The following is a 19,784-nucleotide window of genomic DNA, read 5'->3' as shown; positions in this document are numbered from 1 at the left end:
CGAAATTATTTGAAATCAACACTTACTAGCAATGTCTAGAATTTCTTGGTTTAAAAATCGTCTTGCCATCTTAGCAACCATGCATCAAAAAGAGCGAGTCATTGCACCGCTTCTGGAGACAGAACTGAACCTGCAAGTTATCGTCCCATCTCAATTCGATACCGATCGTTTTGGAACTTTTACTAGAGAAATTAAGCGAGTTGGAACTCAAATCGAAGCGGCTCGATTAAAAGCCCAAAAAGTTTTAGAACTTACTGGCAAGACGATTGCTATAGCTAGTGAAGGGAGTTTTTATCCCCATCCAGCTTTTCCCTTTTTATCTTGCGATCGCGAAATTGTTTTATTAATCGATAAAACTAATCAATTAGAAATTATTGGACAAGAAATAACCACAGAAACTAACCATAATCATCAACAAGTCAAATCGATCGAAGCAGCCTTAGAATTTGCACAGAAAGTTGGATTTCCCGAACATGGCTTAGTCGTCATGTCCGGCCAAAATTCTACCGAGAAAGAAGAAATTATTAAAGGAATTATTACCGAAGAGAAACTGATTGAATCAGTAGAAATCTTTCTGAAAAAATCTCCTACTGGAACGATTCATATTGAAACCGACATGCGAGCAATGTACAATCCCACTCGCATGAAAGCGATCGCAAAAGCAACTCGCGATCTAATTGAAAAACTCAATCGATTCTGTCCCCAATGTTCTGCCCCCGGATTTGATATTGTCGAACGATTATCTGGGTTGCCTTGCGGTTGGTGTTCTTCGCCTACTTCTCTGATTCGGGCTGCCATTTATCAATGCCCAAAATGCAATTATAGGCAAGAAACTTTATTCCCCGATGGCGTAGAAACAGCCGATCCATCTTATTGTCCGTATTGTAATCCCTAAATTAAACTTGACAATTAGATCGCTCTTGTGTTGACTATTGTTAACAACTAACTATTAACTACTGTAGGGGCGAGTTTTTGACCCTAAGTATTGGTAAATTTCTAGTGTTTTTAGATAAACCCGCCCCTACTAACTACTGATAACTGTTTACTGATAACTCAATAATGGACACCCCTCAACTACTCTTCAATGGACTTGCTGTAGGAAGCGTTATTGCGCTGGCAGCCGTAGGACTTACCCTGACTTATGGAATTTTGCGACTGTCAAATTTTGCCCATGGGGATTTTATGACCTTGGGAGCGTATTTAGCTTGGCTGGCAAATACCAATGGGGTCAATATCTGGCTGGCGATCCCGATAGGCGCTGCGGGAACTGTTGCAGCCATGTTGCTATCGGAACAATTACTGTGGAGACCAATGCGCGATCGCCGTGCCACTTCTACCACGCTAATTATTATTTCCATCGGACTCGCCCTATTTCTGCGCAACGGCATTCTGTTTATCTGGGGCGGAAGCAATCAACGCTACGATTTGCCAGTCGTTCCCGCAATAGCGCTCGGGAATATGAGAGTAGCTTTCGATCGCCTGTTAACGATCGGATTAGCGATTGTAGCGATCGCAGTTCTCCACTTTATCTTACAGAATACCAAAATTGGCAAAGCGATGCGAGCCGTCGCCGATAATATCGACCTCGCGCGGGTATCGGGAATTAACGTCGAGCGAGTCGTTCTCTGGACTTGGATTATTAATGGGATTTTGACGGCTTTAGGCGGAGTCATGTTCGGACTCATTACGGGCGGAGTTCGTCCCAATATGGGCTGGTTTTTGATCCTGCCCATGTTTGCTGCGGTGATTCTAGGGGGAATTGGCAATCCTTACGGCGCGATCGCGGGAGGAATTGCGATCGGCATCGCTCAAGAATTAAGCGTCAGCGTCCCCTGGCTGGGCGCAGACTACAAGCTAGGCGTAGCCTTGTTTATTATGATCGTTATTCTGCTGGTACGCCCTCAAGGTTTGTTCAGGGGCACGATTTAACCCTTGTATGTTTCAATTCACAACGCGCCTTTGGCACTGTTAGCGTTTTTGAAACTAAAGCGCAGCAATCAAACCAAAGCAATTGCAAGCCTTGCTGCGCGATCAAGCGAAATCAAGTCTAACAATGTAGATAATCTTGTATCCAAATCTAACATTAACTGTTACGCTCGAAGGGTCGCACTTTTGCCACACAACCGAATAAAATCAGGTAAATATTGGTTTGTGGTGCCATTGCGATCGTACAATCCATGTTAAAGACTTCTTCTATCAAGCCTCTTGGTACAATTCTGCAACAGGCTGACCTTGTTTCAGCCGCACAGATAGAAGTCGCTCTGCGAGAGCAGGCTCGCTCCCCAAACCTGCGAATTGGAGAAATTCTGGCGTTGCGAGGATGGGTCAAACAGAAAACAGCTGACTTTTTTGCACAAAGGTGGCTGACTCTAGCCAACCAGGAATCGAAACGACCTTTAGGGCAGTATCTCAAAGAAGCGGCACTATTAAACGAGCTTCAGATCGAGATTGTTCTCTCCGAGCAAAGGCAAACCGGACTTCGATTTGGGGAGCTAGCTGTCAAAAAAGGATGGCTCAAGCCAACTACCTTAGACTTTTTCCTAGATTTTTTGGTTCCCGAACGCCAGAAGAATGGCGAGCAGGCTCATCCGATGGAGAGCTGGGATCCTTCTGGGTTCCCCCAGCATCTAGAAGCGATTCAACAGAGACTGCTAGAAAATCAACGCTGCGATCCACTTCAACTACTAAGTCTATATCGGCAAATTCTGCGCTTTGGAGAAGTTCCAGCGAATAACACGCCAGAACAAGCCGAGCTACTCGATCTGGGATTGGTAGTTAAGTATCAGGGCGCGTTACAAGTATCCAATCCCATTTATGAAAAAGTTATCGATCGCAGTTGGGTAGAACAAGAATTGACGAGTTTGCAACCTTTTAGCCAGATTAGACTCAAACTCTTCAAACTAGAAAACAAAGCTCGCTATCCCTACAGCGTACTCGAAGAGGTGCTGGCTTGGACAAACGAACAGTTTTCTCTAACCCAAAAACTCTGTCAATTGGTAGCCGAGTCGAACTCATTTATCGAGGCAGGAGAGGAAGCCAGTCGCGTCGGGCAGGTCGCCAGAACGCGCCTGATCGAAGATTGGGAAAACCAGGCAGCAGGCGAGCATCTTAGAGCTATTCGGCAGAGGCTGCTAAACAATCAACAGTGTCAGCCATTTCGACTGCTGAAGCTCTATCGACAAATTCTGCGTCTCGAAGAAGTGAGAGTCAATGGAACGCCAGAACAAGTCGAGTTGCTCAATTTGGGATTGATAACTAACGATCGCGGCAGCTTAAAAGCAGCCAATCGCATCTATGAAGCAGTTTTTAATCGCAGTTGGGTCGAGCGAGAATTGACGCGCTTGCACCTGGCTTACCTCAAACTCGAATCGTTTCAACTCGAAGAAAAAGCCAGCTATCCCTATAGCGTACTCGAAGAAGTACTCGACTGGACAAACGAACAGGCTTTCCTCACCCAAACGTTATGTCAGCTGATAGCCGAGTCGGACTCGTTTATCGAGGCAGAAGAAGAAGCCAGCCGAGTCGAGCAGCTAGTCCGCCAATGCCTAATTGAAAATTGGGAAAACCAGGCGGCAAGCGAACATCTCAAAGCCATTCGGCACAGACTGCTAAACAATCAACCGTGTCAGCCATTTCGACTGCTGAAGCTCTATCGACAAATTCTGCGTCTCGAAGAAGTGAGAGTCAATGGAACGCCAGAACAAGTCGAGTTGCTCAATTTGGGATTGATAACTAACGATCGCGGCAGCTTAAAAGCAGCCAATCGCATCTATGAAGCAGTTTTTAATCGCAGTTGGGTCGAGCGAGAATTGACGCGCTTGCACCTGGCTTACCTCAAACTCGAATCGTTTCAACTCGAAGAAAAAGCCAGCTATCCCTATAGCGTACTCGAAGAAGTACTCGACTGGACAAACGAACAGGCTTTCCTCATCCAAACGTTATGTCAGCTGATAGCCGAGTCGGACTCGTTTATCGAGGCAGAAGAAGAAGCCAGTCGAGTCGAGCAGCTAGTCAGACAGTGCCTGATCGCCAATTGGGAAAACCGAGCGGCAGGCGAGCATCTCAAGGCAATTTGGCAGAGATTGCTTGAAAGTAAAAATTGCGGGACATTTCGACTGCTGAAGCTCTATCGACAAATTCTGCGGCTGGGAGAAGTTCGGGTCAATGGAACGCTAGAACAAGTCGAGTTGCTCAATTTGGGATTGATAACTAACGATCGCGGCAGCTTAAAAGTAGCCAATCGCATCTATGAAGCAGTTTTTAGTCGCAGTTGGGTAGAGTCGGAATTGGCAAAGTTTCTGCGGACATCGATTTCAGAAACTTCCAACCCGGCTCAAACGGAAGATATTTCCAGCATCGCCTCCCACAAAAAAACCGATAAAAAAACCACAAAGAAAGCTCTCAGACGCATCTTGTCTTTCGGAGCGATCGCAGGTGTTACTCTGATTGGCTTCAATCTTTTCTTCCAACGCCGGGAACCCGAAGTTTTTCAACAGGGCAACGAGCTATTAAATCAAGGAGAATACAAAGAGGCGATCGCAAAATATGACCAGATTTTAGCCAGCGATGGCAATTACTACCAAGCTTGGACTAACCGAGGCTATGCTCTAGCTGGCTTGCGCGACTACAATAAGATGCTCGACTCCTGCACGACAGCCGCGATTATCGAGCCAAAGGCGGTTTATGCCTGGAACTGCCAAGGAGAGGCACTCCACAACCTCAAGCAATACGAGCAGGCGATCGCAGCCTTTAACAAAGCCATTGCCATTGAACCGGACGATCCGGTTTTCTGGATTAACAAAAGTGAATCTCTGCTAGGTTTAAAGCATTCCGAAGAAGCCCTCGCAACTATTGAGCAAGCCATTGAGATTCTTGAGAAAATACAGCAAGAAAATGGAAGCAACTCGATGATTCGAGAGTTTTCAGTCGCTTGGTCTTCTAAAGCTAGAGCCTTAAAGGAAGATCGGCGAGACGAAGAAGCTCTCGATGCCTACAACCGCGCCCTAGAATACTCTCCCGACTATTTCCCAGCCCAGCGAGGAAAGGGGATAGTACTTCAGAGCTTGGGGCGCTACAAGGAAGCCATTCAGGAATTCGATCGCATTCTCAACAACCCCAAACAGACAAGCCAGGACAAAGCCGAAGTTTGGTTTTACAAAGGGTTGGCTCTATGCCAATTGCAGCAACCTCGAACGGCATTATCTGCCTTCAAGGAAGCCTTAAAGCTCAAACCCGGTTACAAAGAAGCAGAGAAAGCCAAAATGACTTGTGGCTAATCGCTCTGCTTCCTGCTTTTTTCCTTAGAAGAACCACCAGCGACGGGGTTTAATATCCGTGTAAATTCGGCTGACCGTCCGCGAATCGGGACGCTCTGCTCCTTTAAATTGGCTGCCTAGCATGTCGTATAGGGCTTGAGAGGGATCGACAGCGCGATCGAAACTAAATAGCACCCGCGCACCGTCGCTATCGCAACCCATGCCTCTTCGTTCTACCGCGCATACAGTCGGTTTTCCGGCAATCGTGTCGCTCGCTAAGTAATTAGCGCGATCGCGATCGTAGAGTGCCTTCAAGGTACTAGCCGCCGTTTGACAATTTTGGACAGCCGCTTCGGGCGAGAAATATTCGGGCAAAAAGTTAATCATTTTGACCGTTTGCGAACGACCTTGCTCTGAGACAGTCGCTACAACTGCTGGCGGATTAGCGCTAGTTTCGCAGGCGATGCTTGCGCTAGCAGCTGTGCTGGGTTGAGCGACAACTGCCGCAGCCCCTAAAACGAGCAATCCTAAAGGTGAAACGATATTCCCAGAAGTTGCTTGTGCGATCGCAATAGTTACAGAAGATTGTTGCTTAAGCATTTGGTTTTATTCCCCTGTTAACCTAAACTTATAAGAAATATATCTGGTATTCTTAGATATTAAGCTTATAAGCTCAAAAAAAATCTTATAATCTTAAGCCATCTTTAGTTTACGTGTAATTTAATTTCTTTTTAGGAACTGATGAAACAGGTTACTTGCCGATTTTGGATGAGTAGCGCTATTTTTCTCTACACTCTTGCCGCTAGTAACCCGATGGAAGCGCAAATCGCTCCCGATGGGACGCTGCCAACCCAAGTCAATCGAGCGGGCGGTGTCTTTGAAATTACTGGAGGTTCCCAAGCTGGCGGCAACCTATTTCATAGCTTTCGGGAGTTCTCAGTTCCCAATGACAATACGGTTTTCTTCAACAATAGCTCGGACATTGCCAACATAATCAGTCGGGTGACTGGCGGATCTATATCAAATATTGACGGATTAATCCGAGCCAACGGCAGCGCTAACTTAGTCCTAATCAATCCCAACGGCATTCAATTTGGTCCCAATGCCCAGTTAAATATTGGGGGGTCGTTTTTGGGCAGCACGGCAGACAGTCTGGTTTTTGAAGACGGTACGGTTTTTAGTGCCATCAATCCACAAGCGCAACCCCTACTGACGGTGAGCGTTCCAGTTGGCTTGCAGATGGGAGCGAATCCGGGCTCGATTCGCGTGCAAGGTTCGGGTCACAGGCTGACGGTTGCCAATCCCATCTTTTCGCCCGTAACGAGAAATAGTAGCTCGTCCGGATTGCAGGTAAGGTCGGGTCAAACCCTCGCTTTAGTCGGAGGCGATCTCGTCTTAGATGGTGGGGTACTAACGGCAGAGAGCGGGCGGATCGAGTTGGGCAGCGCGACGGCAGGCTCGGTCAGCCTCCAGTCTCTTCCCCAAGGCTGGACGTTAGGCTATGCGGGAGTGCCTTCCTTTGGAAACATCGAACTGCGAGCGCAAGCCTTAGCCGATGCCAGCGTCAGTGGCGGCTCTATCTACCTACAGGGGCGACAAATCTCGCTAAGCGATGGCTCGTTAATTTTGATTCAAAATCAAGGCAGCCAACCGTCAGGGGCGATTAGCATCAATGCTGCCGAGTCTCTAACCATAAGCGGAACCAATGCCGACGGAACGGTTCGCAGCAGTTTGACCAATGAAACCGTAGGAATTGGCAGAGGAGGAGACATCGTCGTTTCTACCGGGCAGTTAGTCGTAGACGGAGGCGGCACTATCGTCGCTAAAACCTTTAGTCCTGCCCCAGGCGGCAACGTTACGACAAACGCTTCTGAGTCCGTACGAGTGGCTGGAGCCAGTTCTCTCAATCCTAGCGTTACCAGCGCCATCTCTACAGCGAGTTTCGGTTCGGGTAATGCAGGCAACAATACGTTATCAACCCAGCGTTTGAGTGCGATTGAGGGAGGCATTCTTGGCTCGTCAACGTTTGGCACTGGTGACGGCGGCAATCCGAGCGTGACTGCCACTGATTCTGTAGAGATTATTGGCGTGGAACCTAACTTGTTCGTGCCCAGCGCTTTGACTGCCGCAACCTTCAATGTTGGTCGTGCGGGCAACTTGACCGTCAACACCTCGCGACTAACCGTTCGGGATGGCGGTAGGATAGATGCTTGCACGTTTGCCACTGGCAATGCTGGAAACGTTACTGTCAATGCCTCTGAGTTCGTCGAGGTGAAGGGAACAGTACCGGGATCTCGCAATCCGAGTTTGATAAGCTCGTCTGCTAATGTGGCAGATGAAAGCTTGCGACAGGTGCTTGGCTTGCCTACCGTGCCAAGCGGAGATTCTGGAAACGCAATCCTCAATGCCAATCGATTAAGCGTTACCGACGGGGCGCTAGTCACGACAAGAAATGAAGGATTGGGTAGTGCGGGAAACATAAGCATAAATGCTAGCTCGATTGTTTTGGACAATGAAGGGAGCATTACAGCAGAATTAGGCGGAACTTTCCGAGGAGGACGGGCTATTATCTTTTCTCCTCGAACTAGAGAAGGCGCGAAAGGTGGCGACATTACGATTTCAACCCAGCAATTAGTTATCCGGGGCGGAGCAAACATATTTACTGCAACCTTCTCCAATGCTCCAGGGGGCAATATCATAGTAAATGCCTCTGAGTCGGTGCAAGTCATTGGAGCCTCGCCTGCCAATCCCAATTCGCTCAGCTTTATCGGTTCCTCGACGTTCGGCACTCAAGGGGCGGGAAATATTAGCCTATCAACAGGACGGTTGACTATTTTCGGTGGAGGACTCGTGAGCACTGGAAGCTTAGGAGCGGGCGATGGAGGAGACGTGACAGTCAATGCCACTGAAGCTGTAGAAGTCATCGGAGTAGAGCCGCGTCAATTGGCACCAAGCCTTTTAGGGGTTTCGACGCTCAATGCTGGAGATGCTGGTAACTTAACTGTCAACGCCCCCAAAGTAGTCGTTCGGGATGGAGGAAGGCTCGATGCTTCCACGGCTGCTACTGGCGATGCCGGAAGCATTACCATTAACGCTAGCGAGTCCGTCGAGGTAAGCGGCACCGGATCCGGGGATCTCGCTCCCACTCTAGTGAGCTCTGCTGCCAATCTTGAGAATGATTTCACCCGACAGATTTTTGGATTGCCCCCCGTGCCAAGCGGCAACGCTGGAGACGTGACGATTAACACGGGTCAGTTAAATGTTGCCAATGGCGCTCAAGTCACGGCAAGAAATCAGGGGTTAGGCAATGGAGGAAAGATAAGGATCGACGCTAGCTCGATTTTCCTGGATAATGGCGCTGGCATCACCGCCTCAACGGTAGCGGGTCGAGGCGGTAGCATCAACTTACAAGCGCGGGATTCTGTGCGGGCGAGCGGCAACAGCCAGATATCCAACATTAATGGGGGCGCAGAAGCGGCGGGCGACTTAACGATTGAGACGGGTCGGTTAGTTCTCAGCAATGGGTCATTCGCAGCTACAACGGCTTTGGGGCAAGGTGCGGGGGGAAATCTGACCGTTCGCGCCTCCGAGTCGGTCGAAGTAGTAGGCAATGGATTTGCAGAATACCAACAAACCTTCTCTACGATTTTAACTGGGGGAGCCACTTTACCCGAGCTACGAACTGGTTTATTTACGGGAACCGCAGCTGCTGGCGCAGCAGGTCATCTGACGATCGCGACTCAGCAGTTGAACCTCAGAGAAGGCAGTTTTATCGCTACTAGCACCTTTGGTACGGGAAAAGGAGGCGATCTAGCAGTAAGAGCCGCTCGCGGGGTCGAGCTGAGCAGTTCTGGTTTTGCTAGTACGACATCGGGTAGCGCCCAGGCAGGAAACATGTCCATCGATACCAGTAGGTTACTCGTTCGAGATGGAGCGGTAATCGCCACCTCAACTTTGGGCAGCGGTGCGGGAGGAAATTTGACAATTAAGGCAACCGAGTCAGTCGAGCTTAGAAACACGCCAGTCAATTCTTTCACTCCCACTGGTCTGTTTACTAACTCAATAGTTGGTACGGGCAAGGCAGGCAAGCTAGAGATTAACACGCAACGGTTGAGCGTGCGAGAAGGGGCGGCAGTATCTACTCAAAGTGGCGGTGTCACGCGATCGCAAACGATCGCTAGCGGAGGAGTGGGTGGAGATTTAATTATCAATGCGTCTGAGGCGATCGATTTGGCAGGGACTTCGCCGGATGGTCTTTTTCAAAGTGTCCTGAGTACGGCAACGCTCAGTGAAGCTCCAGCTGGCAACCTAAAGCTTGTCACCGGAGAATTGTCGGTGCGAGATGGGGCTGTAGTCGCCGTCAGCAGCCAAGGGACAGGAAATACTGGCTCCCTCGACGTTGTAGCCGACTCGATTTTCCTGAGCGGGGGATTTCTGTCGGCAGCAACCGCTTTCGGACAAGGGGGCAACATTAACTTACGAGTGCGAGATTCTTTACAGATGCGCGGCGGCAGCCAAATCTCTGCCACTGCAGGCGGTACTGGCGACGGCGGTAATATCGCCATCGATGCGGGCAACTTCTTAGTCCTGCTAGAGAAAAGTAACCTCTTCGCCAACGCCTTCCAAGGTAGGGGCGGAAACATTCAAATTAACGCCAGAGGAATCTTTATCTGTGGCAACTGTCAGATTAGCGCCAGTTCGCGACTGGGAATCGATGGAACGGTCGAGCTGAATACGCTAGAGCCAGACACCAAGCTCGAAGTTATCGAGTTGCCCCAAGAGGTGACTAACCCCGAAGAAGCAGTGGCGCTATCGTGTCAGTCCCAGAGGGGACGTGCCCCTAGCGAATTTACCATTACCGGACGCGGCGGGTTGCCGCCTCGACCCAGCGACCCGCTCGGTAGCGAAGCGTTAGTTCCTTTCGAGTCTGCTGCTCCTGCCGCAGCAAGTCCCGCTAGCGAGGAGACAGATCCCGCAGCATTACCGCCTCCAGCTAGAGGCTGGTACGTCAGCGAGAAGGGCACAGTGGTTCTCTCTGCCAGACCTAGCCATGCGACTCCCCACAGTTCTGGATTACCTTCCTCGGAGTGCCATGCCAAGTAAACAGAAGTCATCATTCTCCTCAATTCTTTCTAAGTCCTGGTTTCTAGGGTTTCTGGCTTCTGAATGTTGGTTTCTTTTATTGTTTTTGCTAGACGTGGACTGTGCGCGATCGCAGTCCGTCGCTCCTGCGAACCCGCCCGTTCCCCAACAATCCCAGCCTATCAATCCCGTTACCCCGCCCGTCCCCGAACGACCCCAGCCCCGACCGATACCGCCTTCACAAAAGCCCGTCGAAATTCCTCCCACCGCACCGCCAACCCCCGAAGAAGTCCTAGACATTCCAGGAACGATAACGGTTCGGCAGTTCGAGTTTGTTGGCAACACGGCATTTAGCCAAGCAGAGTTAAACCAGGTCGTGACCGAATTCGTTGGCAAACCCGTTACCTTTGCCCAACTCATCCAAGCCGCCAACAAAGTTACCGAAATTTACGTACAACGGGGGTATATTACTTCTGGGGCATACATTCCCCGTCAAGAAATCGAAGCGGGCATCGTCAAAATTCAGATACTCGAAGGAAGCCTGGAAGAGATTGAGGTCAAGATCGCCGAAGGGCGGCTGAATCCGGATTACGTTCGCAGTCGCATTGCTGTAGCAACCAAAAAACCCCTCAACGTCAACCGCTTGCAAGAAGCGCTACAACTACTGCAAGGCGATCCCCTCATCGACAGCCTAAGCGCCGAACTCTCCGCCGGAACTAGAGCGGGAACCAATACGCTATCGGTAACAGTGACCGGGGCGGACACCTTTAAAGTCACACTCGAGTTGAACAATAATCGCAACCCCAGCATCGGCAGTTTCCAACGCGGGATAGAAATCTCCGAAGCCAACCTCTTCGGCATCGGCGATGGAATTCGTTTTGCTTACTACAACACCGATGGCAGCGATCGCTTTGAGGGCGGCTACACCATACCAGTCAATCCCTACAACGGAACCGTGAGTTTTAATTTTGCGATCGCCGACAACAAAATTGTCGAACCGCCTTTCGACCGATTAAATATCGAGGTAGATTCGCTCGACTTCGACCTCACTTATCGCCAGCCCGTTTTTAGAAAAGCCACCGCCGAAGCCAGTCAAGAACTTGCCCTCAGCTTCACCGCAGCCAGACGAGAGAGCGAATCCAAGCTGCTAGGAGTTCGCTACCCCGTATTCGTCGGTGCCGATGAGGAAGGGAAAACTCGTGTCTCAGCTCTACGTTTCGCCCAAGAATGGACCCAGCGAAGCCGTCAAGAAGTCTTCTCAGCTCGCTCTCAGTTTAGCGTCGGTCTCGATCTCTTCGATGCCACCGTCAACGATCGCGAACCCGATAGCCGATTTTTCGCTTGGCGGGGTCAACTGCTCTATTTGCGCCTCCTCGGCGAGGCAACGGGCGACCCGGCTGTCGGTCCGACCCTACTGCTCCGTTCCGACATCCAATTGGCAGCCTCTTCTCTCCTTCCTTTCGAGCAGTTCGGCTATGGCGGTCAAGCTACGGTGCGAGGATATCGCCAAGATGTCCTGCTGACTGACAATGGGATCGTCGCTTCTGCCGAAGCGCGGCTGCCGATCGCGCGATTTCCAGGCGTGCGAGGAGTGCTACAGCTCGCTCCCTTTATTGATTTCGGCACGGGTTGGAATGCAGAGGGCAACAATCCCTCTACCAATACTCTGGTTGGCATAGGACTCGGTTTGCTGTTGGATCTCGGAGACAACTTCAGAGCGCGTTTAGACTGGGGCATTCCTTTAGTAGATATCGATTCGGGGGATAGAACATGGCAAGAAAACGGCGTGTATTTTCAATTAGAATACAATCTTTTCTGAGAGCGGTTGCAGGCAGAAAATACCGCCGCCTAATCGGGCTTTTCTTGGTAGCTTTATTTGGCTTGATTTCCTCTCTCACCATCCCCGCTTGGTCGAGCGTTCGACCGGAAAAAGAAAGCCCTGCCCTAGAATTTGCCCGAAAAGGACAGCAGCGCTATAATGCCGGACAGTTTGCCGAGGCAGCCGAACTCTGGCAACAAGCAGCCGACGCTTATCGACGAGCAGGCGATCGCGAAGGCTCGACGAAAAGCCTAATTAATAAATCTCAAGCGCTCCAAGATTTAGGCTTATATCCCAAGGCTTGCAAGACCTTACTGCAAGCCTTTGCCCTAGAGGAGAATCCAGATTGCAGCCAACAGCAACTCGACGGACTGCTCAAAACCCTCTCCGAAAAGCCAGTTGCTCTTTCCCCGACTCAAGCCATTGGCTTGCGAAGCCTCGGCGACGTGCTGCGGCGGCGCGGAATGTTGAGGCAATCCAAAGCATTTTTAGGGCTTGGTCGGTCTGCAACCGAAGGCTCGCCAGAGTCGAGCGCTATGTTGCTAAGTTTGGGCAATACCGAACGCGCCTTGGCAAACCAAATTCGCGATCGCTGGGACTATGAGGAAATCACCGAGATCGTAGACGGACAATCCGTGCCAGCGGCGCTACAACCTTACCAACCAGCTTTAAACGCCTACCACCAAGCGACAACAACTACCGCCGCTTCTCCCCTAACCAAAATTCAGGCGCGACTCAATTGTCTGAGCCTTTTGCTCGATATCCAACAATGGTGGCTAGAGGAGGCGAATCGACGCATTGCTTCTGGCAGGAGACAGCAGCAATCCCAACAAGTTCGGCAGGCAGAGACTTTCGTATCTCAACTCGATGCCAAGTTGACCCAAGAAGTCAGTACTATCCTACCGCTAGTCGAAGCCGAACTGACCCAACTCCCCTCCACTCATGCCGCCGCCTACGCTCGCATTAACCTAGCTCAAAGCCTGATGCGACTTCAACGGGCGGAGGGAGTTACCTCCCTGCTAGAAACCGCGCTCCAAGAGGCTCGCAGTTTGGGCGACCAGCGAGCGGAAACTTATGCTCTGGGCTATTTAGGACAATACTATTTCCAAAAGGGACAGTTGGTTGAGGCAACCGAGTTGACTCGGCAAGCATTGAGTCTCTCTCAGGAACAAAATCTCGTGGGGGACGCGCGCGAGGTGGTCTATCTCTGGCAATCTCAGTTAGGACGCTTGCTCAAAGAACAGGGAGATCGGCGTAACGCGATCGCGGCTTACAGTGCTGCCTTCAATACCCTTCAATCCCTTCGCACCGACTTAAATGCTAACGAACGGGATGTTCGGTTTGATTTTCGCCAAGAAGTCAAACCCGTCTATCTAGATTTGGCAGATTTACTCTTAGCCTCCGACTTGAGCGAAAATGAACTAGACTCCTTGGTTTTGTTTTCTTCCAACCCCAATCGGGAGGAGTCTGAAGCTAGTCGCTTAGAATTAGCCCGCCAGGTAATAGAAGCGCTGCAACTCGCAGAACTCGACAACTTCTTTCAAGACCCCTGTTTGGAAGAATCCGATGTCGTCGTTCAAATTGACGATCTCGACCCGCAAGCCGCCGTTATCTACCCGATCGTTTTGCCGCAACGATTGGATGTCATTATATCCCTGCCCGGCAAGCCTTTGCAACAAGCGACTATTCCCGTCAGCGATCGCGAAGTCAACGAAACGTTAGACGAACTCTATGACATTCTCTACAACGAAAGCGTCGATAACTCCGCCATTAATATTTTCAGAACCATCCCGCTTAACCCAGAAGAGATAGGCGAGAATCTCCAGAAGCTGCTACCAATTTTTACCAGGGTTTATGACTGGATCGTCAGACCTTTCGAGGCGGAATTCGAGGCTAATAATATCGAAACATTAATTTTCGCGCTCAACGATCGCTTGCAAAGAGTGCCGATGGCTGCCCTCTACGACGGTCGGCAGTATTTGCTGGAAAAATACGGCATCGCTCTCGTGCCGAGCTTGCAATCGATCGATCCCAGACAAGGAAAACAAGAAAAGCTCAAAGTCTTGGCAGCCGGAGTCAGCGAGCAAATTAATTTAGGTGGAGAAATCTTTCCCGCTCTCGTTAACGTACCGAAGGAATTAGCGCAGATCGAGCAAGCCTTCCCAGCCTCTCAAGCCCTACTCAATGAAAAGTTTACCGCAACGGCTTTTCAAAATTTGCTCGCAGAAGATTTCCCGATCGTTCACTTGGCAACCCATGGGTTGTTTAGTTCTAACCCAGAAAAAACCTTTATTATTGCCGGCGATCGCAAGGCGATCGGGATCGAGCAGTTGCGGGACTTGCTGAGCGATCGAGGAACCAGAACGCCCGAACTACTAGTCCTGAGTGCCTGCGAAACGGCGACAGGCGACGAGCGAGCGGTTTGGGGACTGGCAGGCGTTGCCGTGCGATCGGGGGCGCGCAGCACTCTCGCTACGCTCTGGCCCGTAGGAGATGCTTCTACCGCCCAACTCATGGGTCAATTTTACCAAGCCCTAAAAGAACCGGGCGCGAAGAAATTAGCTGCCCTCAGAAACGCTCAGCTATCATTGATAAAATCTCTTAGGGTCAATCCACCCTTTGAGGAATTCAAGCAACTGCCTCCTCACCCCTATTACTGGGCACCTTACGTTCTGGTAGGCAATTGGCAATGATTGGATTAATATCAATTCTGTTAATATTGCGAGCGTCCCGCTCGCATCTAGTCCCGATACGTAGAATTCCGATACAAACGGATTTGAGATAAATTGTTGCAAGGATGCCGCTGCCATATGCCACACTGAATGCTAGCTCGTCTAACTCGACAGACCAACTTGAACCGACAGATAACCCAACGAAAGCTGAAAATTTCTCTAGTTGTGAGCGATTTATCCAGTCGCGGCGCTGCTAGATGGGGAGGCGCAGTTCGTCCCTTCTTGCTGGCTCAAGCTTTAACGAAGCTGGGTCACGAAGTCAAGATGTTCGGCGTAGCTTTCGATCGCGATGCTCCCCCCATATCGAATGCGGATATTCCCATTATTTCTATTCCCTGTCAATATCATGCGGGTTTTTTGGGTTCGGCGATCGCACTGAGCCAACTTTTACCCAAAATCGACGGCGATATTCTCTACGCAGTCAAGCTAAAACCCACTAGCTTCGGCATCGCGTTACTCAAAAAATTATTGAGTCGCCGTCCGCTCATTTTAGATATCGATGATTGGGAAATGAGTTGGTTTGGCGGCGACAGTTGGCAATATCGTCCCAATTTAAAGCAGTTTGCCAAGGATCTGCTCAAATCGGATGGTTTCCTCAAACACCCCGACAATCCCGTCTATCTCAAGTGGATGGAAAGCTTAGTCTCTCATGCCGATGCAGTTACCATCCATACCCAGTTTATCAAAGAGCGTTTTGGGGGAATTTATATTCCCAATGGCAAAGATACAACTCTATTTTCTCCAGAAAAATATAATCCCGAAGCAAGCCGCCTCAAGTACGGGTTAGATGGCTACAAAATCTTGATGTTTCCTGGGGCACCCCGTCCCTATAAAGGACTCGAAGATGTCTTAATTGCTCTAGATAAACTAAATCGAGAGGACTTGAGACTGGTCATTGTCGGCGGCAGTCCCTATGATAACTACGACAAGCAACTAATGGAACAATGGGGACGGTGGATTATTAAGCTACCGAAATCTCCCGTGCAGGAAATGCCAGAGATCGTCTCTGCCGCTCATATTATCGTCGTGCCCCAACGCGATACGCCAGCCGCCCTGGCTCAGTTTCCCCTCAAACTGACCGATGGAATGGCAATGGCAAAACCAGTATTGGCGACGCGAGTTGGAGATATTCCCGAAATTTTAGGCGATACGGGGTATTTAGTCGATGCGAATGCCCCGGAGCAAATTGCAGCTCGAATTGCGTGGATTTTTGAGCATCTAGATGAAGCTAACGAAAAAGGCAAACGGGCAAGAAAACGATGTGTAGAGCGCTATAGTATCGAGGCGATGGCGAATATTTTGTCTGGAGTGATAGAGCGCGTTGCGATTAGCGATCGCCAACTAAGGAATCTTCCAATCAGCGATCGCTAATCCTCAGCCATAATCAGAGCAAATAAACCAAAGTAAACAAAATAATCCAGACGACATCGACAAAGTGCCAGTAGAGTTCTGCTGCCTCTACGCCAAAAAAGCTTTCGCTCGAATAGTGGCCCTTCTTGAGCGATCGCCACATAACTGCCAGAATTAGAAGCAATCCTACCGTCACGTGCAGACCGTGGAAACCCGTCAAAACATAAAACGAACTGGCAAACACGTTAGTTGTTAAGCCAAATTCTAAATGGAAGTACTCATAAAGCTGTCCGGCTAAGAAGATCGCTCCCATAATTGCCGTAATGCCCAACCAAAGCTGCAAACCAGCCACATCATTCTTCTTGATAGCACTTTGTCCTCTGTGCATGACAAAACTGCTAGCAATCAGAATGGCGGTATTGATGCTCGGCAGAAGCCGTTCTAACTCTGGCGTGCCTTCAGGTGGCCAAACGGGCGTGACGCTGCGGTAGATCAAAAACGCTGAAAATAGACCGAAGAAAATCATGCTCTCGGCAACCAGAAACATGACTACTCCAAAGATCCGATGGTCGGCATGTGCCCCGTGATGGACGGTCGCCTCTGCTGGGCGATAATTGAGCGCGATTTTCGCTTCGTCTACAGTCGATCCTTGCATAAACCTTTTATTCTCTGTTAGTTACTAATTATCTGTTGTTAGTTAGTCTTCGCTCGTCAGTAGAGCTTTTTCACTAATGACTAACGACTAACCGCTCCCGATTACCTCGATTCAGAACCGACCTTAGCAAGCAACTCGGCGATCGATTCCTCTTCGCCAGAGGTTTCTGCATCGATGCCGTATTCGTAGGGGCCTGCCCAGAGAACGGGTTCTTCTTCAAAGTTTTCAATAATCGGAGGCGAACTGGTTTGCCATTCTAACGTCAAAGCACCCCAAGGATTGCGTCCGGCTTTTTCGCCTTTAATGAGGCTCCAAATAACGTTAATAACGAAGGGAAACATCGAAACTGCCGTGATGTATGCCCCAACTGTCGCGAGTACGTTCAAGGGCTGAAATTCGACATCATACAAAGCAATTCGGCGATTCATTCCCAATAACCCAAGTTCGTGCATTGGCATGAAGGTGAGGTTTAAACCGATGAAGGTGAGCGCAAAGTGAATTCTGCCCAGGGTTTGATTGAACATCCGCCCTGTCATCTTGGGGAACCAATGATAGAACCCGGCGAATAGCCCTAAGACACTCCCGCCAAAGAGGACGTAATGAAGGTGTCCGACGACAAAATAGGTGTCGTGAACGTGGATGTCAAAGGGAACCGAGGCAACCATGACCCCAGTTAAACCGCCAATCAAGAAGGAGGAGATGAAGCCTAGCGCAAATAGCATGGGGCTATCGAGGTTGATTTTGCCTCCCCAAATCGTGGCACACCAGCTAAAGACTTTAATTCCTGTCGGCACGGCAATAAGCATAGTAGTTGCCATGAAGAACATCCGCAACCAGCCAGGAGTGCCGCTAGTAAACATGTGGTGCGCCCAAACGATTAAGCCCAAAAATGCGATCGCCAAACTGGAGTAAGCGATCGCCCGATAGCCAAAAATCGATTTGCGAGAGTGAACGGGTAAAACCTCCGATATCACCCCAAAAAAGGGCAAAATCATGATATATACAGCTGGATGGGAGTAAAACCAAAACATATGTTGGTAAACAACCGGATCGCCTCCGCCAGTCGGATTAAAGAAATGCGTCCCGGCAATCAGATCGAAAGACAGCAGAATCAAAGCGGCTGCTAAAACCGGAGTAGCTATCAAAATTAGCGATGAAGTCGCCAGCATTGACCAGCAAAACAAAGGCATGCTGTGGAGATCCATATCGGGTATCCGCATCTTCAAAATCGTGGTGACAAAGTTAATTGCCCCTAAAATCGAAGAGGTTCCCGCAATTAAGACGCTCAGAATCCAAATCTCCTCGCCCCACTTGCCAGAAATCAAGCTCAACGGAGGGTAAGACGTCCATCCAGCTTGGGCGGGTCCGACTAAAAAGCTCAACAACAGCAACACGCCACCGATGGGAAACATCCAAAAGGCAACTGCATTCAGGCGAGGAAATGCCATATCCTCAGCACCGATCATCAACGGAATCAAGAAATTGGCAAATGCTGCTCCGGCTGGTACGATCCACAAAAAGATCATGGTCGTTCCGTGCAACGTCAGCAGTTGATTGTAAAATTCGGGACTGACAAAATCGGGATCGGGAGTTGCCAACTCGGTTCGCATGATCGTTGCTTCTACACCGCCGACAACAAAGAAGAAAAACGAAGTGACCAGATATTGTATTCCGATCACCTTATGGTCGGTGTTAAAGGTGAAATAGTCTTGCCACTTCCGTTGTCTGTGTTCGGAAGGCTTAGGAATCGTTTGAGTTTCTGCTGATATGGTCGTCATTTGTCTTTTGTCAAAAGTCCTTCGTCACTTGTCCTTGGTTAGTTAGTTGTGATTCGTGCTAACCATCGAATGATGTAAGGCGTGTAATTGGTCTAAGGTTTCAGCTTCAATCCCCATTTCTTGGGTATAGGGCGCTAAAAATTCGCCATTGGAAACGTTAGCTGAATTAACGGCTACTGCCTTATTAAAATCTTCTTTTTGAGCGAGGGTATTGTCTTGTACCCATTGGTTGTATTCTTCTGGGGTTTGAACGTAAAGATAGGTCTTCATGCCGCCATGGTAAGCCCCGCAGAGTTCGGCGCAGATAACAGGATATTTGCCAGTGCGAGTAGCCGTAAAGGTCAGTTGGGCATCTCGTCCCGGAATCGCATCTTGCTTAATCCGCAATTGTGGCACCCAAAAGGCATGTATGACATCGCCCGCCGATATATTGAGTTGAATCGGTTGTCCTACAGGAACGTGCAACTCGCCAGAAACGATCCCCGCACTTGGATAGGTAAAAATCCAAGCATATTGAATGCCGTTGACATTAACCGTTAGGGGTGGCTCTTTCGCTTGCTCGTTTGGAGAAGCACCCAATCCGAGAGCGATTCGTTGACCATTGGCATCTGAGGCAAGTGCCACTTGCTCGGAGGAAGATGGGGGAACTGCCGTCTGATGAGTCATTTGGTGCGATCCCATGTCGTGAGAAGCCATTGGATTGAGACCTCCCATATTGTTGTAGACCTCAAAACTGTAGATAGCGAGAACCAAGACAATCGCGGTGGGAATTGCCGTCCACAGAACTTCTAGCGGCACGTTGCCTTCGATGGGAGGACCGTCGGTTTTATCCCCTTTGCGCCTGCGAAATTTAAAGACACAATAGAGAAGTACGCCTTCGATCAGAAGAAATAGACCCGTGGCAATGGTCATCATGAAATTGAAGATTCCGTCTACCTGCTCTGCCTCTTGGGAAGCAGCAACGGGTAATAAACCGTGGTTTTGACCATACCAGAGGCTGACTAGGGTTAAGACGATCCCGATAATCAGTGTAATGATGTTGCTTGGAATATTCACGGTTCTCAACTAATAGTCTTTTGCCTATATACAAGGTAGCCAATTTGTTAAAGAAAT

Annotated in this window: 11 protein-coding genes; 7 read left to right on the top strand and 4 right to left on the bottom strand. The window is 49.6% G+C overall.

Annotated elements, in window-relative coordinates; genetic code table 11:
- Positions 1-31 precede the first annotated feature (31 nt).
- The 3 genes from PLE7327_RS07655 (at position 32) to PLE7327_RS07645 (ending at position 5,276) form a co-directional block, all read left to right on the top strand.
- Positions 32-895 carry a DUF6671 family protein gene (locus PLE7327_RS07655; protein ID WP_015143282.1) on the top strand — a complete coding sequence of 288 codons (864 nt, stop codon included), beginning with the start codon at positions 32-34 and terminating at the stop codon, positions 893-895.
- A gap of 164 nt (positions 896-1,059) precedes the next feature.
- On the top strand, positions 1,060-1,929 hold the full coding sequence (locus tag PLE7327_RS07650) for a branched-chain amino acid ABC transporter permease (protein WP_015143281.1): 870 nt from the start codon (positions 1,060-1,062) through the stop codon (positions 1,927-1,929).
- 248 nt (positions 1,930-2,177) lie between these two features.
- Positions 2,178-5,276, top strand: a complete 3,099-nt coding sequence (locus tag PLE7327_RS07645) for a tetratricopeptide repeat protein (protein ID WP_051036398.1) — start codon at positions 2,178-2,180, stop codon at positions 5,274-5,276.
- Positions 5,277-5,300: 24 nt separating this feature from the next.
- Here the strand turns inward: PLE7327_RS07645 and PLE7327_RS07640 are convergent, their stop codons facing one another.
- Positions 5,301-5,855 carry a COP23 domain-containing protein gene (locus PLE7327_RS07640; RefSeq protein WP_015143279.1) on the bottom strand — a complete coding sequence of 185 codons (555 nt, stop codon included), beginning with the start codon at positions 5,853-5,855 and terminating at the stop codon, positions 5,301-5,303.
- Positions 5,856-6,023: 168 nt separating this feature from the next.
- Between PLE7327_RS07640 and PLE7327_RS07635 the strand changes: the two genes are divergently transcribed.
- The 4 genes from PLE7327_RS07635 to PLE7327_RS07620 all read left to right on the top strand — a co-directional run bounded on the left by PLE7327_RS07635 (position 6,024) and on the right by PLE7327_RS07620 (position 16,259).
- Entirely contained in the window at positions 6,024-10,358 is a 4,335-nt protein-coding gene (locus tag PLE7327_RS07635; RefSeq protein ID WP_041391945.1) for a filamentous hemagglutinin N-terminal domain-containing protein, read from the top strand.
- Positions 10,348-12,156, top strand: a complete 1,809-nt coding sequence (locus PLE7327_RS07630) for a ShlB/FhaC/HecB family hemolysin secretion/activation protein (protein WP_015143277.1) — start codon at positions 10,348-10,350, stop codon at positions 12,154-12,156. The genes PLE7327_RS07635 and PLE7327_RS07630 overlap by 11 nt, the downstream gene beginning before the upstream one ends.
- Positions 12,108-14,849, top strand: a complete 2,742-nt coding sequence (locus PLE7327_RS07625; protein ID WP_015143276.1) for a CHAT domain-containing protein — start codon at positions 12,108-12,110, stop codon at positions 14,847-14,849. The genes PLE7327_RS07630 and PLE7327_RS07625 overlap by 49 nt, the downstream gene beginning before the upstream one ends.
- 129 nt (positions 14,850-14,978) lie before the next feature.
- Positions 14,979-16,259: a glycosyltransferase family 4 protein gene (locus PLE7327_RS07620; protein WP_015143275.1), complete on the top strand. Its 1,281-nt coding sequence runs from the start codon at positions 14,979-14,981 to the stop codon at positions 16,257-16,259.
- Between the two features lie 13 nt (positions 16,260-16,272).
- On the opposite strand, the gene PLE7327_RS07615 is transcribed toward PLE7327_RS07620, so the two are convergent.
- The 3 genes from PLE7327_RS07615 to PLE7327_RS07605 all read right to left on the bottom strand — a co-directional run bounded on the left by PLE7327_RS07615 (position 16,273) and on the right by PLE7327_RS07605 (position 19,727).
- Entirely contained in the window at positions 16,273-16,893 is a 621-nt protein-coding gene (locus PLE7327_RS07615) for a heme-copper oxidase subunit III (RefSeq protein ID WP_015143274.1), read from the bottom strand.
- Positions 16,894-16,994: 101 nt separating this feature from the next.
- A complete protein-coding gene (ctaD, locus tag PLE7327_RS07610; protein ID WP_015143273.1) occupies positions 16,995-18,671 on the bottom strand; it encodes a cytochrome c oxidase subunit I in 1,677 nt (558 codons plus the stop codon).
- 42 nt (positions 18,672-18,713) lie between these two features.
- Positions 18,714-19,727, bottom strand: a complete 1,014-nt coding sequence (locus tag PLE7327_RS07605) for a cytochrome c oxidase subunit II (RefSeq protein ID WP_015143272.1) — start codon at positions 19,725-19,727, stop codon at positions 18,714-18,716.
- Positions 19,728-19,784 lie beyond the last annotated feature (57 nt).

It is taken from the genome of Pleurocapsa sp. PCC 7327 (assembly GCF_000317025.1).
Classification (GTDB): Bacteria; Cyanobacteriota; Cyanobacteriia; order Cyanobacteriales; family Microcystaceae; genus Hydrococcus.
Note: the sequence above shows the minus strand (reverse complement) of the source record. Positions and strands in the feature narration are given on the sequence as shown.

What these genes read in the sequence shown, in the direction of transcription:
- PLE7327_RS07655 (WP_015143282.1), top strand. Translation starts at nt 32, where the DNA reads ATGTCTAGAATTTCTTGGTTTAAAAATCGTCTTGCCATCTTAGCAACC.
- PLE7327_RS07650 (WP_015143281.1), top strand. Translation starts at nt 1,060, where the DNA reads ATGGACACCCCTCAACTACTCTTCAATGGACTTGCTGTAGGAAGCGTT.
- PLE7327_RS07645 (WP_051036398.1), top strand. Translation starts at nt 2,178, where the DNA reads ATGTTAAAGACTTCTTCTATCAAGCCTCTTGGTACAATTCTGCAACAG.
- PLE7327_RS07640 (WP_015143279.1), bottom strand. Translation starts at nt 5,855, where the DNA reads ATGCTTAAGCAACAATCTTCTGTAACTATTGCGATCGCACAAGCAACT.
- PLE7327_RS07635 (WP_041391945.1), top strand. Translation starts at nt 6,024, where the DNA reads ATGAGTAGCGCTATTTTTCTCTACACTCTTGCCGCTAGTAACCCGATG.
- PLE7327_RS07630 (WP_015143277.1), top strand. Translation starts at nt 10,348, where the DNA reads ATGCCAAGTAAACAGAAGTCATCATTCTCCTCAATTCTTTCTAAGTCC.
- PLE7327_RS07625 (WP_015143276.1), top strand. Translation starts at nt 12,108, where the DNA reads ATGGCAAGAAAACGGCGTGTATTTTCAATTAGAATACAATCTTTTCTG.
- PLE7327_RS07620 (WP_015143275.1), top strand. Translation starts at nt 14,979, where the DNA reads ATGCTAGCTCGTCTAACTCGACAGACCAACTTGAACCGACAGATAACC.
- PLE7327_RS07615 (WP_015143274.1), bottom strand. Translation starts at nt 16,893, where the DNA reads ATGCAAGGATCGACTGTAGACGAAGCGAAAATCGCGCTCAATTATCGC.
- ctaD (WP_015143273.1), bottom strand. Translation starts at nt 18,671, where the DNA reads ATGACGACCATATCAGCAGAAACTCAAACGATTCCTAAGCCTTCCGAA.